Below are 15,526 nucleotides of genomic sequence, written 5' to 3' on the forward strand. Positions count from 1 at the left end.
GAATTAAATAAAACATTAAACCCTTCTTGGATCTCCTTTTAAATACTTTTTACTAAACTTAAAATATTCAGTAGAAGTTCTTTCGCCTGCTTTACCATCAACTCTTAATACACTTCCGGCGCGATTAAGCAGTTTTTGCAATTCTATAGCTTCATTTGTAACAGTGCCGGAATAGTACGATGTTTTGTCTCCCAGTTTTAGTATTTCTTCTACGATATGATCGTTTATTACAGGTATCTGCTGTTGTTCCATTAAGCGTCTCAATAGTACTGCAGCTCCACATTGTTTAGAAACAGCATTAGGATCATAACGCCCATCCTGAACATATTTACCTTTAGTGTAATGATTAGAATAACTCCATAAATAAGGCGAATTAATACCTTGTCTATAATAGCCTAATCCGTTAAATAATTCCAGTTTATAGAGAATTCCCGCAATACTCCAATCTGTCCAGGTGTTTAATTTATCATAAACCAAAGCATCTTTAGCACTTTCTTCCCAAGTAAACGGCGGCGTTCCGGTTTTAGGACGACCTGCAGGAACTTGTACCGTACGTTTGGTAAGCGGATCTCCATTATGTAAATGTTTATCAAAGCTCAAACTGCCTTCCATACAGTGTATAATGGCAATAACATACCAGGGAATATTTAACTGATCTCCAACTGATTGGTATCTCGTTTTATTAGAAACCATTTTTGTTATTATCCTGTCAATTTCAGGATATTTAATCTCTCTTATAACGCAGGAAGCAAATAATCTTTCATAATTGCTTTTTTTGTCTGGTGGAACTATTGAAGCCATGATAGTTTATAATTAATTAGTTTCAAAAAAAATGAATCGTAAAAAGTTTTGCCGTTACATTAGTAACATTACATGCATAAAGACCAAAACATATTGTTCGACCTAAATTGACATTATTTTTTTAGAAGTAAACTCCAGTACATCATTCAAAAAAAATTAGTTGTTTTAAAAACTTTCTTCAACTATCATTTCTTTGTATCATAATACTATACAGGCTAATATTGTTTGGTAATGTGAAAAAAAATAAAGTATATCTTTTTAATAAATCGAATTCTCTTCTGCTTTTATAATTGATCACAGAAGACCCTTTTTTAACTATTTAAAAGATAATCCCACAAAACTAAAGACCAAAATTAACTATTTAAAATCAGATACTTACGGGTGAAAACACCCTTTTTTTGTAAGGGTTTATTTTAATAAATCAAACAGAAGATCAATAAGCTTCGGAGAAGCAAAATATTTATAGGGAAAAAAGACGTTTACAAGATAAAAGCTCCGGAGGAGTGACATATTTTCTATAAATATTCCCTTCTATTCAAAGCAATTAACCTTTTAAAACAGCTCTTTTTTTCTCTCATTCAAAAGCCTATCTTTGCGCTTTTAGAATTATTTAATTAAATAGAAACTGATATTTCAGTTATAATTTTCATGAATTACTTATCTGTAGAAAATATATCGAAGTCATTTGGCGAAAGAGTCCTTTTTGACAACATTTCATTTGGAATCAACAAAGACCAAAAAATTGCCTTTATTGCCAAAAATGGTTCCGGAAAAACAACCATTATGAGCATTATTAATGGTTTGGAAGAACCAGATACCGGACAGGTGGTTTTGAGAAAAGGAATCAGAATGGCATTTCTTTCGCAGGATAATAATTTACAGGATGAGTTAACGATTGAAGAAAGTATTTTTGCTTCTGATAATGAAACGCTTAAAGTAATTGAAGCTTACGAAAAAGCACTTGAAAATCCTTCTGATGAAGAAGCTTACCAAAAAGCTTTCGACGCCATGGATCAGCACAATGCGTGGGATTTTGAAACACAGTACAAGCAGATTCTATTTAAATTAAAACTGGAAGATTTTAAACTTAAAGTTAAAAGTCTTTCGGGAGGACAAAAAAAACGACTTTCACTGGCTATCATATTAATCAACCGTCCGGATTTATTAATTTTGGATGAGCCAACCAACCACTTAGATCTGGAAATGATCGAATGGCTTGAAAGTTATTTTGCTAAAGAAAATATTACGTTGTTTATGGTAACACACGACCGTTTCTTTTTAGAACGTGTCTGCAACGAAATCATCGAACTTGACAACGGAAAATTATACCAATACAAAGGAAATTATTCTTATTACCTTCAGAAAAAAGAAGAAAGAATTACCTCAGAAAACGCTAGTATAGACAAAGCTAAAAACCTTTTTGTAAAAGAATTAGAATGGATGCGCCGCCAGCCAAAAGCGAGAACAACCAAATCTAAATCACGTCAGGATGATTTTTACGTTATTAAAGAAAAAGCGCAAAGCCGACGAAAAGAAAATGTAGTCGAACTTGAAATTAATATGGAAAGAATGGGAAGTAAAATTATTGAGCTTCACAAACTTTCTAAAAAATTCAAAGACCGCGTTATTCTGGACAACTTTAGTTTTGATTTTCAGCGCGGCGAAAGAATCGGAATTATTGGTAAAAACGGAACTGGAAAATCGACTTTCTTAAATCTTTTAACTGGAACAATTCCGCCAGACAGCGGACGAGTTGTAAAAGGTGACACTATAAAAATAGGTTACTACACTCAATCTGGAATTAATCCAAAACCGGGGCAGCGTGTTATTGACATTATTAAAGAATACGGAGAATATATTCCGCTGACAAAAGGAAAAATTATTTCGGCTTCACAGCTTTTAGAAAGATTTCTTTTTGATGCTAAAAAACAATATGATTATGTTGAGAAATTAAGCGGTGGAGAATTAAAACGTTTGTATTTGTGTACCGTTTTAATTCAGAATCCGAACTTTTTGATTCTCGATGAGCCTACTAACGATTTGGATATCGTAACGCTAAATGTTCTTGAAAGTTTTCTTTTAGATTATCCAGGATGTCTATTGGTAGTTTCGCACGATCGTTATTTTATGGATAAAATTGTCGATCATTTATTTGTTTTTAGAGGACAGGGCGAAATCGAAAATTTTCCCGGCAACTATTCTGATTTCAGAGCGTATGAAGACAGCGCCGATGTTTCTTCAGCAAAAGAAGAAACGAAAACAGAAAAGAAAGACTGGAAACAAAATAATACAACCGGAAATTTAACTTTCAACGAGCAAAAAGAATATCAAAAAATCGAAAGAGAGATAAAAGATTTAGAAATAGAAAAAACCAAAATCGAACAATTATTCTCTGACGGAAAAGTTGCTGATGCAGATATCGAGAAAAAGGCAAACGAGTTACAAAGTATAATAAATAAAATTGACCAGAAAGAAGAACGCTGGTTCGAACTTTCAGCAAAGCTTGAAGGATAGCCTGATTACACAGAGATTCACAAAGAAGACACAGAGCTACACGAAATTTTTTGTGAATCTTTGCGTTTCTTTGTGAATCTTTGAGAAACAAAACTTACTTTTAAGTACAAAAAAAATAAAAAAATGAAACAACTTTTATCAGCTTTACTTGCAATAGCACTTTTTATTTCTTGTTCTAAAGACAAAGATGAAGTAACAGATTATACGGCTCAAAACGAAAAAGAAATCACTGATTATTTAGCAGCCAATAATTTAACAGCTCAAAGAACTGATTCTGGTTTGTATTATATCATAGATAAACCAGGCGAAGGAGATAATCCTACAATTAATTCAAATGTTACGGTTATTTATAAAGGCTACTTTACAGATGGCACTGTATTCGACGAAACTGATAAAGATGTAAAAGAAGGAGAAGAGAAAAAAGGAGTTTCGTTTGGTTTAAATCAGGTAATTCAGGGTTGGAAAGAAGGAATTCCGTTTTTTAAACCAGGAGGAGAAGGAAAACTTTTAATTCCTTCACATTTAGGTTACGGAAGTAAAGATTATAAATCCATTCCCGGAGGATCGGTGCTTATATTCGATATAACATTAAAATCGGTTAATTAAGATATTTTCAAAATTCCAGAATGCTTTTTCAAATCAAATCTTATTTAAAATTTCTTTGGAATTCTAAAAACGAACATGGAGTTCATTCGCCTTTTGTTTTTAGTTTACTAACGAAATGCTTCTATGATAAGAAACCAAAACCAGAATATGCGATTCTAAAGAAATACAGAAAATCACTTCTTGAAAATAAAAATTTCATCGAAGTAACTGATTTTGGCGCAGGTTCTAAAGTTTTTAAATCTAACAAAAGACAGATTTCTAAAATTGCATCAACTGCCGGAATTTCACCAAAACGCGCTGAATTATTATTTCGCGTAACAAATTATTTTCAGCCAAAAAATGTTCTTGAAATTGGAACTTCTTTAGGTTTGGCGACTTCTGCCCTTGCCTTAGGAAACACAAATGCAAAAGTTATTACAATTGAAGGCTGTCCAAATACGGCAAACGCTGCTCAAAATGAATTAGATAGATTTGATTGTAAAAATGTTGAAAATATAGTTTCTGAATTTGAATCTTTTTTGATTTCAGAAAATCTAAATTCTAAAATCTACGATCTAATATATTTCGACGGGAATCATTCAAAAAAAGCGACTTTAACTTATTTTGAAGTTCTTCTGCAAACTATAAACAATGATTCTGTTTGGATTTTTGATGATATTCACTGGTCTCCGGAAATGGAAGAAGCATGGGAAATCATAAAAAATCATCCTAAAGTAAAAGTAACGATCGATACCTTTCAATGGGGATTTGTATTTTTCAGGTACGAACAGGAAAAAGAACATTTTGTTATTCGAGCATAAAAAAGGCAACCATTACTGATTGCCTTTAATACTAATTCAAAATAATTACGATTATTTTTTAGCATCTTTATTTTCTTCAGATTTTGCACCCATTCTGTTTACAGTATACATTGGTGCAAATTTAATTTTTAGACCGGCAATTTTTCTGTTATCTTCTGCTGTAAGTCCTTCTTTTTCAACTGTATTTTTACGGCTGTCAAGGGCTTCATACATTAGTTTAACTTCATCCCAGTCTTCTCTCGAATATTTATCTTTATTATCTTCAACGGTATGAACGAACTGCTGATAAACACTATGAATATTTTGAGCATTTACCCAGCTGAAATTCATATCATCACCAATTTTTCCTGCTCCAAATAATGCGTCTCTTAATTGTTGTTTTGGACTTGGAGCCGGAGCTGGAGGGGCAAAAACGGTGGACATTTCATTTTTAAATTCTTCATATTTAGTTTTGCTGGCATTTACTTTTTCGGTCGCTGCCGAATTATCTTTTAAATCTGCCAGTGCTGCCTGAGCTTCCTGAGATCTTCTGTCATATTCAGCATCAACAGCTTTCCAGTCTGCTTTTAAATTCTCTGCCGAAACATTTTTTACAGAATCAACATAAGCTACATATGCATCAACTTTCTTTTGTGCTTGTTCTTGTTTTTCATCTTTACACGATGTAAATCCTAATGCAATTAATGCAATTCCTAATACTAATTGTATATTTTTCATAATACTGATTGTTTTAATTTTTAATTAAGTTATAATCAAATTTACCAAATAGCTAACCGAATAAATTACATTATTATCACATTTTAAAATTTAAAAACATTTTAAAACTATAAAATTCATAAAATAATGATAATTATGCAAAATCAATCCGAAATGATATAACCATTTTTTGCTTTAAAAAACATATTATTTTTAATATATTTTAATCAAAAAGGGTTTGTAACAAAATTCAATTCTAAACTACTTATCATTTTTATTAAAAAGTGTTTCGTACTTTTAAATCCAAAATTGTAAAATAAAATGGCAGATCCATTAATTAAGATAACCGACATAAAAAGGAATTTTGCACTTGGCAACGAAATTGTATACGTTTTAAAAGGCATTAACCTCGAAATCAATAAAGGAGAATATGTTGCTTTGATGGGGCCTTCGGGATCCGGAAAATCTACTTTAATGAATCTGTTGGGTTGTTTGGATACGCCTACTTCCGGACGTTATGTTTTAAACGGAAAAGATGTAAGCCAAATGAAAGATGATGAATTGGCGGGAATTAGAAACACAGAAATTGGTTTCGTTTTTCAAACCTTCAATCTTTTACCCAGAACAACTGCACTCGACAATGTTGCTTTACCAATGATTTACGCCGGATATTCAAAATCTGACAGAAATGCCCGTGCAACAGAGGTTTTAGAACAAGTAAATCTGTCAGACAGAATGGATCATCAACCGAATCAATTATCAGGAGGACAGCGTCAGCGTGTTGCCATTGCCCGAGCGCTTGTGAATAAACCTTCTATTATTTTAGCCGATGAACCAACAGGAAACTTAGACAGTAAAACTTCAGTAGAAATCATGAAGCTTTTTGGAGACATTCACGCACAAGGAAATACTGTAATCTTAGTAACCCACGAAGAAGATATTGCAGCTTACGCTCATAGAGTAATTCGTTTAAGAGACGGATTAATTGAAAGCGACACAACGAAATAATTTTAGATTGCTGATTTTAGATTTTAGATTGCTTTAATTTTAGATTGCTGATTTTAGACTTTAGATTGTTTTCAAAATGCCTAAAATCAATCAGAATTAAAATAATTCAAATAAAAATCTAAAATCTGAACTCTAAAATCTAAAATCATAAAAAATGAAAGTATATACCAAAACAGGCGATAAAGGCACAACTGCTCTTTTTGGAGGCACACGTGTACCAAAAGATCATATTAGAATTGACAGTTACGGAACTGTCGATGAGTTAAATTCTTATATAGGATTAATTCGCGATCAGGAAATAGATTCACATTATAAAACCATTTTAATAGAAATTCAGGACCGTCTTTTTACTGTAGGCGCCATTTTGGCAACGCCTCAGGAAAAAGAAGTATTAAAAAACGGTGAACTTCGGTTAAAAAATCTTGGAATTATAGATTCTGACATCGAGTTACTTGAAAACGAAATAGATAAAATGGAAGAAACTCTTCCGCAAATGACTCATTTTGTTTTACCTGGCGGGCACCCAACTGTGTCACATTGTCATATAGCACGCTGTATATGCCGTCGTGCAGAGCGTTTGGCAGTACATTTAAGTCATAATGAACACGTTCCGGAAATCGCAATCCAATACTTAAACCGACTTTCTGACTACCTTTTTGTCTTGGCACGAAAGTTGTCCTCAGACCTTAAAGCGGAGGAAGTGAAGTGGATTCCGAGGAAGTAAAATTTTAGATTTTAGAATTCAGATTTTAGATTTTTCAAGATTCCATAAATCTAAAATCAACAATCTAAAATCTGCAATTAACGGGACGTTCTTAAATTTTATTAAAATAAATCAAATTTTACTTGTCTTTTTCAGTAAAAAATTTATTTTTGCACAAACTAAACAGATAACAGATGTATTGGACATTAGAATTAGCATCTTATTTAAGTGATGCGCCATGGCCTGCTAACAAAGACGAACTTATAGACTACGCTATTAGAGCTGGTGCTCCATTAGAAGTAGTAGAGAACCTTCAGTCTATCGAAGACGAAGGAGAGATATATGAATCAATGGAAGAAATTTGGCCTGATTATCCAACAGACGAAGATTATCTTTGGAATGAGGATGAATATTAAAAAAATAAACCAAATGAAAAAGTCTCATCACAGAGGCTTTTTTTTTGGTTCAAATACACATATTATATAATAAAAGAAATACAAATAAATTATGAGTTTCATAAACAGCATCATTAAGGTCTTTGTAGGTGATAAATCTCAAAAAGATGTCAAAGCTTTACAGCCTTACTTAAACAAAATTAAAACTTTCGAAACTAGTTTAATGAGCTTATCTCATGATGAACTTAGAGCGAGAACCGTTTATTTTAAAGAAAGAATTAAAGAAGCAAGAGCAGATAAAGATGCTAAAATTGCTTCGCTTAAAGCTGAAGTTGAAAACATTGAGGATATCGACAAAAGAGAAGATATTTATGATGCCATAGATACTCTTGAAAAAGAAGCTTATGAAATCTCAGAAAAAACTTTGATGGAGATTCTTCCTGAAGCGTTTGCTGTTGTAAAAGAAACAGCACGTCGTTTCAAAGAAAACTCTCATATTGAAGTTACTGCAACTGCAAAAGACCGTGAATTTTCTGCAACAAAACCATACATTGTTATTGATGGCGAAAAATCTATCTGGGCAAATAAATGGAACGCTGCCGGAAAAGACATCACCTGGGATATGATTCACTATGATGTTCAGCTAATTGGAGGTATGGTATTGCACGAAGGTAAAGTTGCCGAAATGCAAACGGGAGAAGGTAAAACTTTAGTTGCTACTCTTCCTCTTTACTTAAACGCTTTAACCGGAAACGGAGTTCACTTAGTAACCGTGAATGACTACTTAGCAAAACGTGACAGCACGTGGAAAGCACCTTTATTCGAATTCCACGGTTTATCTGTTGACTGTATCGATAATCACCAGCCAAGTACTGAGCAAAGAAAAAAGCATACGACGCTGATATCACTTACGGAACTAACAATGAATTTGGTTTTGACTACTTAAGAGATAATATGGCGCACTCGCCTAGCGATTTAGTTCAAAGAAAACACAATTATGCAATTGTCGATGAGGTCGATTCTGTATTAATTGATGATGCAAGAACACCGCTTATTATTTCAGGACCGGTTCCTCAGGGAGATCGTCATGAGTTTAACGAATTGAAACCAAAAATCGAAAACCTTGTTGCTCAACAACGTCAGTTAGCAAATGGTTTCTTAGCAGAAGCTAAAAAATTAATCAAAGAAGGAAATACTAAAGAAGGTGGATTCTTATTACTAAGAGCCTACAGATCTTTACCTAAAAATAAAGCATTAATTAAGTTTTTAAGTGAAGAAGGAATTAAACAATTGCTTCAAAAAACTGAAAACCAATACATGCAGGATAACAATCGTGAAATGCATAAAGTTGACGAAGCTTTGTATTTTGTGATTGAAGAAAAAAATAATCAGGTTGAATTAACTGATAACGGTATCAAATATCTTTCTGGAGACACAGATTCAGATTTCTTCATCTTACCAGATATTGGAACTGAAATCGCTGCTATCGAAAAACAAAAATTAGACAAAGATGCTGAAGCAGAAGCTAAAGAAAGATTATTTCAGGATTTTGGAGTAAAAAGCGAGCGTATTCACACTTTGACTCAGCTTTTAAAAGCGTATGCTCTTTTTGAAAAAGATGTAGAATACGTGATCATGGACAACAAAATTATGATTGTCGATGAGCAAACTGGTCGTATCATGAATGGTCGTCGTTACTCTGACGGTTTACACCAGGCGATCGAAGCTAAAGAAAATGTAAAAATCGAAGCTGCAACTCAAACTTTTGCAACGGTTACTTTACAGAACTATTTCAGAATGTACAGCAAATTAGGTGGTATGACCGGTACTGCTGTTACAGAAGCTGGTGAGTTATGGCAGATTTACAAATTAGACGTTGTTGAAATTCCAACCAACCGTCCGATTGCAAGACATGACAAAGAAGACTATATCTATAAAACTACGCGTGAGAAATTCAACGCTGTTATTGAAGACGTTACTGAACTTTCTAATGCCGGAAGACCAGTATTGATTGGAACAACTTCCGTAGAGATTTCTGAATTATTAAGCCGTATGCTTAAAATGAGAGGAATCACTCATAACGTATTGAATGCTAAAATGCACAAGCAGGAAGCACAAATCGTTGAAGAAGCTGGTAAAGCCGGAGTTGTAACTATTGCAACAAATATGGCAGGTCGTGGTACCGACATTAAATTATCTCCAGAAGTAAAAGCTGCGGGAGGTTTAGCAATCGTGGGTACAGAGCGTCATGATTCACGTCGTGTAGACAGACAGTTACGTGGTCGTTCTGGTCGTCAGGGAGATCCGGGAAGTTCTCAGTTCTACGTTTCTCTTGAAGATAACTTAATGCGTTTGTTTGGTTCTGAAAGAGTTGCAAAGGTTATGGACAGAATGGGATTGAAAGAAGGTGAAGTTATCCAGCATTCTATGATGACTAAATCTATCGAACGTGCTCAGAAAAAAGTAGAAGAAAACAACTTTGGTGTTCGTAAACGTTTATTAGAATATGATGACGTAATGAACTCTCAACGTGAAGTAGTTTACAAACGTCGTCGTCACGCATTGTTTGGTGAGCGTTTGAAACTGGATATCGCTAATATGCTTTATGATACTTGCGAATTAATCGTAAGCAACAACAAAGGGGCAAATGATTTCAAAGGATTTGAATTTGATTTAATTCGTTATTTCGGAATCACATCTCCTATTTCAGAAGCTGATTTTTCAAAATTTTCTGATATTGAAATCACTGGAAAAGTATACAAAGAAGCTTTAGCATTCTATACTGAAAAAACAGAAAGAAGCGCAAGAGAAGCTTTCCCAATTATCAAAGGAGTTTACGAAGAGCCTAACAATCATTTCGAAAGAATTGTAGTTCCATTTACAGACGGAATTAAAACTCTAAATGTTGTTACAGACTTGAAAAAAGCTTACGATAGCGAAGGAGCTCAGTTAATTGCTGATTTCGAGAAAAACATCACACTTTCGATTGTTGATGAAGCCTGGAAAAAACATTTACGTAAAATGGACGAATTGAAACAATCTGTTCAATTGGCTGTTCACGAACAAAAAGACCCATTGCTAATCTACAAATTAGAAGCTTTCAACTTGTTCAGAGGAATGTTAGACAACGTTAATAAAGAGGTTATTTCATTCTTATTCAAAGGTGATTTACCGGCTCAAAACGTTACATCTGAAATTCACGAAGCAAGAGAAGTTCGTCAAAAAGAAAATTTACAATTAAGTAAAGACGAAATTCCAAATAGTGAAAGCATCAACCGTGAAGCTGGAGAAACACAACAGCGTCAGGTTACAGAAACGATTGTAAGAGATATGCCAAAAATCAATCGTAACGATACTGTAACGGTTCAGGAAGTGGCAACTGGTAAAACAGAAACAATGAAATACAAAAAAGCTGAAAGTTTATTAGCTGCCGGAACCTGGGTTCTTGTTAAAGAATAATTTTTAGTTTTTAGTTTTCAGGCGCAGTTTACAAGCTTGACTGTTATTACATATCAAACCCGACTGGTTTTAAAAACCAGTCGGGTTTTTAGTTTTCAGTAATCAGTCTCAGTTTACAGAAAACTGAGAACTGGGACTGACACTGAAAACTTTTTTTTAGAAAAACTCTAAAATAAATTCTTTCTAAAACGAATTAAATGTATTTTTGCAGTCGAAAACAACGAAACACATTTTGAAACGATTTTTCGTCATATTTCTTTCCTGCATGCTATTAGTACCTTCTTTTGGCAGTTTCTTTGTTTATACTTCATTCAAATTAAATCAGGAAGAGATTTCAAAAACTATATGTGTGCAGCGCAAAATGGTTTTTAATACCTGTAACGGTCGTTGTGAACTTCAAAAAAGTTTAAAGAAATACGCTGATAATGAGAAAAGAATGCAAAACAATCTGAAAGAAAAAGCAGAAGTAGTTTACATTCAGACTCCTATTTTAAATAATTTCAAACTTACAGCACCAATCGATTCAAAAGCAAAAATCTTTGCTCCATTCGACAAAAAACCTGTTGCTGTTTCAAGCACAACTTTTCGCCCTCCATCCTATTTTATATAAATTTTTAAACTGGTTTTACTATAAAACCTAACACTCTTTCTTTGGCATAAAACCAAAGAATATCAGTTGCTTTTTAAAATTTATATAATTTAAAATGAAAAAATTATACTTTACCCTACTAATTATAGGGCAATGTGTCTTAGCGCAAAATAAAACGGCGCAGGACACAACTAAATCTCAAGAATTAGAAAATGTTTATATAACGGCCAACCGTACTGCAACTTTAAGAAAAGAAACTCCGGTTGCGATTAGCAAATTAACTGCTAAAACTATCAACGAAGCCAAAGCTACTGCGATTTACGAAATTATAAACAAAACTCCGGGTGTATTAATGGTAAATCTTGGAAACGAACAGCATATGATGTCTATTCGTCAGCCAATGACAACAAATGCTTATTATTTGTATTTAGAAGACGGACTGCCAATTCGCCCAATGGGAATTTTTAACCATAATGCTTTATTAGAAATTAACCAATATAATCTTCAAAGTATTGAAGTTGTAAAAGGCCCGGTTTCTTCTTTATACGGTCCTGAAGCAGTTGGAGGAACAATTAATTTAATTTCAATAAAGCCACCAGTTAATCCTGAATTTAAATTTGGGGTTCAGGCTGATAATTATGGTTACAGAAGATTTCAGGCTGCCGGTGGCGCAACTGTTGGGAAAGTTGGTTTTCATATTGCCGGAATTTCAAGCTTGCAGGAAAATGGCTGGATGACTTATTCTGATTATAACAAAGATAATCTTAATGCGAGAATCGATTATAACATTTCTCCTTCTACCCGATTGATAAGTAATACCATGTACGGAAAATATTATTCGGATATGAGCGGCTCTGTCAATGAAGATGCTTTTTATAACAGAACTTACAAAAGCACTTCAAACTTTACCTATAGAAAATCTGATGCATTAAGAACCCGTTTGACACTTGAACACGATTGGAATTCTAATTCAAGTAGTTACATAACAGCTTATTTTCGTGATAACAAATTAGGCCAAAATCCTTCTTACGGAATCAAATGGAGTCCAACTGTAAATCCGACAACTGCAAAAGGCGAAGTAAATTCGAATAACTTTAAAAGTTATGGCGCAATTGCGCCAGCATACTCAAAAATTTGATTTACTAAATATGAAATTTGTTGCTGGAGCTTTATACGATTATTCTCCTGTAAACTATTGGTCGTATGTAATTGATTTAAAAGCCAATTTAAATCCGGGAGAACCAGGAAAACAAACTGTCGATTCTTATGAAATTATTGCAGAGCATCCAGATTCAAAATTAGCTGATTATACTGCAGACATCTATAATTCTGCAGAATATGCTCAATTTAGCTTTAATCCTTTTCCAAAATTAGTTTTGACAATTGGCGGTCGATATGACAACATGAAAGTGAATTATAATAATGCTTTAGACAAATCTACCGGAAGCAAAGTGTATGACAAAGCTACTTTCAAAATTGGAGCAAATTTCAATCCTGTAGAATTTGCCGGTTTTTACGGTAATTATTCACAAGGTTTTGCACCTCCGGGAATTACTTCTATTTTTAGAACTAAACCCGGAACTGGAGGCACAACTGGTGTTCCTGCCGAGTTTTATTATAACTTAAAACCAGCAGATTTTGATAATTATGAAGTTGGCGGATGGTTTTCTTTCTTTCAAAATAAATTAAATTTTGATTACGCTTTCTATTATATGGAAGGTAAAAACGAATTACTGAACATCAAACTTCCGGATAACTCAACAGATTATCGCTCAGCGGGAGAAACACGTCATAAAGGAATTGAATTTGGAGCTTCGTACAAACCTTCTAAACAATTCAATATTCGTTTGGGCGGCACTTACGCGCAGCATACTTATATTGATTTTAAACTTTCTGATAAACCAACTGATCCTGTTCAGAATTTAAACGGAAAAGAAATGCCGGCCGCTCCAAAATGGACCGGAAATTCTGAAGTAAGTTATTATCCAAACTGGCTTCCTAATTTAAGAACTTCTTTTGAATGGCAACTTGTGGGAAGTTATTACCAAGATCAGATAAATACGTTTAAATATGATGGTTACAACATTTTCAATGCCAGAGTTGGCTATCAGTGGAAAGGAATTGAAGTGTACGGGAACGTAATGAACTTAACTGATAAATTGTACGCTTATAATGTTTCGAGAGCCAATACCACAAATGCCCAGCCAACTTATACGGCAGCAGCTCCAAGAACATTTGTATTTGGAATTCAGTATAATTTTTCATTAAAAAAATAAATTATCCTGCCACAGATTAAAATAATTAACACAGATAAATAATCCTTTTAATCTGTGGCAAAAAAACTAAAACAATGAGTAAGGAAACAAACAAAAAATCTTCGAAGAAGAAAGATTCTAAATTCATCAAAAAAATCAAACAGAACATGTACAAGTGGCATCGTGTTATTGGCTTGATTACGATTGTTCCTATAATTTTCTGGACATTTTCCGGGTTAATGCACCCTTTTATGGCGCATTTTTTCAAACCAGAAATCGTCCATGATAAAATTGAACAGACGGTTATTGATAAAAATCAACTGAAGTTTTCTATTCAGGAAATTTTGTTAAAAAATGAAATCACGCAATTCAAAAATTTCAGAATTGTTTCGTTTAATAATACCGTTTATTATCAGGTAAAAACCATTATTGGGGATTTATGGTATTTTGATGCATCGACTGCTGAAAAACTTGAAAATGGAGATCAAAAATATGCTGAATGGCTTTCTCGTTATTTCTTAGACGATCAAAAAAGCAAAGTAAAAAATAGTGAAGTAGTAACTGAATTTACTTCTCAATACAAATATGTTAACCGTTATTTACCCGTTTACAAATTAAGTTTTGATCGTCTGGATGCCATGCAGGTTTATGTTGAAACCTCATCGAGCAAACTGGCGACTTACAATCCTATTTCGAGACAATTTTTCATCTGGTTCTTTGATACTTTTCATAACTGGTCATTTATTGATGCGATTTCCAACAATAGTATCAGAATCATTACGATGATATTTTTACTCTCAATTATTGGATTTTCTGCCCTGAGCGGAATTTTAATTTATGGTTTACTTTGGAAACAATTCAAAAAAACGGATAATGCAGCGCCTAAAAAAGGACTTAGAAAATACCATCGCCAAATTGGAATTTGGGTTTCACTTTTTACTTTGACATTTGCTTTTAGCGGCGCCTATCACGCCACAACAAAATGGTCGCCTTACACTTTATCGCAAATGGTTTACGAACCAACATTCGTAACTAAAGATATTCCACTGGCTAATAATGCATTAGATTTAGACTGGACTCGTTTTCAAAATGCAAGCATTATTACTTTAAACGATACGACTTATTTCCGATGTGAATTGCTTGAAAAAGGAAAGTACAAAACTTCAAAAGTAGATTCTAATTCAAAATGGGGTAAAAAGAAAGATCAAAAATCGGAAGTAATTTATATTAATGCGACGACTAATAGAATTGTACCAAATATTGATCTTCAATATGCTGAATATTTAGCTTATTATTTTACAGGCGGAGCTCCACAAGCGGCGTGCTGCGAAATGATCGAAACTTCTGAAGAACCTGAAGTTTCATTAGAAAATGCTAAATTATTAGAATCAAAAATTTTAACTGATTTCGAAAGCAGAGAATACGGCTTTGTAAACAAACGTTTACCTGTAATAAAATTAGTTTATGACACTCCGGACAAAGCGGCCTATTTTATCGAAACTTCAACTTCAAGATTGGCAGCGGTAGTTAAAAGTTCGGATAAAGTTGAAGGATATTCTTTTGCCATATTGCATAAATTTTTATTTATGGATTGGGCTGGAAAAAATATTCGTGATCTGGCTACTGTTCTGGCAGCTTTGAGCATTTTAACTGTCAGCATTTTAGGTTTTATTTTATTTCTCAAAAAGTAGACAAAGGTT

General features: G+C 33.5%; 12 protein-coding genes and 1 pseudogene. 11 read left to right on the plus strand and 2 right to left on the minus strand.

The window, feature by feature from the left end; genetic code table 11:
- Positions 1 to 15 precede the first annotated feature (15 nt).
- Positions 16 to 801: a hypothetical protein gene (locus tag ABDW27_RS06765; RefSeq protein ID WP_343695186.1), complete on the minus strand. Its 786-nt coding sequence runs from the start codon at positions 799 to 801 to the stop codon at positions 16 to 18.
- A gap of 648 nt (positions 802 to 1,449) precedes the next feature.
- Between ABDW27_RS06765 and ABDW27_RS06770 the strand changes: the two genes are divergently transcribed.
- The 3 genes from ABDW27_RS06770 (at position 1,450) to ABDW27_RS06780 (ending at position 4,721) form a co-directional block, all read left to right on the plus strand.
- A complete protein-coding gene (locus ABDW27_RS06770; protein ID WP_343695187.1) occupies positions 1,450 to 3,315 on the plus strand; it encodes an ABC-F family ATP-binding cassette domain-containing protein in 1,866 nt (621 codons plus the stop codon).
- A 123-nt stretch (positions 3,316 to 3,438) separates the two neighbouring features.
- Positions 3,439 to 3,921: an FKBP-type peptidyl-prolyl cis-trans isomerase gene (locus tag ABDW27_RS06775; protein ID WP_343695188.1), complete on the plus strand. Its 483-nt coding sequence runs from the start codon at positions 3,439 to 3,441 to the stop codon at positions 3,919 to 3,921.
- A gap of 20 nt (positions 3,922 to 3,941) precedes the next feature.
- On the plus strand, positions 3,942 to 4,721 hold the full coding sequence (locus ABDW27_RS06780) for a class I SAM-dependent methyltransferase (protein ID WP_343695189.1): 780 nt from the start codon (positions 3,942 to 3,944) through the stop codon (positions 4,719 to 4,721).
- Positions 4,722 to 4,772: 51 nt separating this feature from the next.
- On the opposite strand, the gene ABDW27_RS06785 is transcribed toward ABDW27_RS06780, so the two are convergent.
- Entirely contained in the window at positions 4,773 to 5,438 is a 666-nt protein-coding gene (locus ABDW27_RS06785; protein ID WP_343695190.1) for a DUF6565 domain-containing protein, read from the minus strand.
- A gap of 300 nt (positions 5,439 to 5,738) precedes the next feature.
- Between ABDW27_RS06785 and ABDW27_RS06790 the strand changes: the two genes are divergently transcribed.
- The 8 genes and pseudogenes from ABDW27_RS06790 to ABDW27_RS06825 all read left to right on the plus strand — a co-directional run bounded on the left by ABDW27_RS06790 (position 5,739) and on the right by ABDW27_RS06825 (position 15,517).
- Positions 5,739 to 6,425 (plus strand): ABC transporter ATP-binding protein, encoded by a 687-nt coding sequence (locus ABDW27_RS06790; protein WP_343695191.1) that lies wholly within the window; start codon positions 5,739 to 5,741, stop codon positions 6,423 to 6,425.
- Between the two features lie 154 nt (positions 6,426 to 6,579).
- Positions 6,580 to 7,149: a cob(I)yrinic acid a,c-diamide adenosyltransferase gene (locus ABDW27_RS06795; RefSeq protein ID WP_343695192.1), complete on the plus strand. Its 570-nt coding sequence runs from the start codon at positions 6,580 to 6,582 to the stop codon at positions 7,147 to 7,149.
- Between the two features lie 173 nt (positions 7,150 to 7,322).
- Positions 7,323 to 7,544 (plus strand): DUF2795 domain-containing protein, encoded by a 222-nt coding sequence (locus ABDW27_RS06800; RefSeq protein WP_007138072.1) that lies wholly within the window; start codon positions 7,323 to 7,325, stop codon positions 7,542 to 7,544.
- Positions 7,545 to 7,635: 91 nt separating this feature from the next.
- A pseudogene (gene secA, locus ABDW27_RS06805) lies at positions 7,636 to 10,982 on the plus strand (preprotein translocase subunit SecA).
- A 265-nt stretch (positions 10,983 to 11,247) separates the two neighbouring features.
- Positions 11,248 to 11,592 (plus strand): hypothetical protein, encoded by a 345-nt coding sequence (locus ABDW27_RS06810; RefSeq protein ID WP_343695193.1) that lies wholly within the window; start codon positions 11,248 to 11,250, stop codon positions 11,590 to 11,592.
- 94 nt (positions 11,593 to 11,686) lie between these two features.
- On the plus strand, positions 11,687 to 12,709 hold the full coding sequence (locus ABDW27_RS06815) for a TonB-dependent receptor plug domain-containing protein (RefSeq protein ID WP_343695194.1): 1,023 nt from the start codon (positions 11,687 to 11,689) through the stop codon (positions 12,707 to 12,709).
- Complete coding sequence (locus ABDW27_RS06820; protein WP_343695195.1) at positions 12,675 to 13,847, plus strand: TonB-dependent receptor; 1,173 nt, start codon at positions 12,675 to 12,677, stop codon at positions 13,845 to 13,847. The genes ABDW27_RS06815 and ABDW27_RS06820 overlap by 35 nt, the downstream gene beginning before the upstream one ends.
- A 74-nt stretch (positions 13,848 to 13,921) precedes the next feature.
- Positions 13,922 to 15,517 (plus strand): PepSY-associated TM helix domain-containing protein, encoded by a 1,596-nt coding sequence (locus ABDW27_RS06825; protein ID WP_343695196.1) that lies wholly within the window; start codon positions 13,922 to 13,924, stop codon positions 15,515 to 15,517.
- Positions 15,518 to 15,526: the final 9 nt, after the last annotated feature.

Source organism: Flavobacterium sp. (assembly GCF_039595935.1).
Lineage (GTDB): Bacteria > Bacteroidota > Bacteroidia > Flavobacteriales > Flavobacteriaceae > Flavobacterium.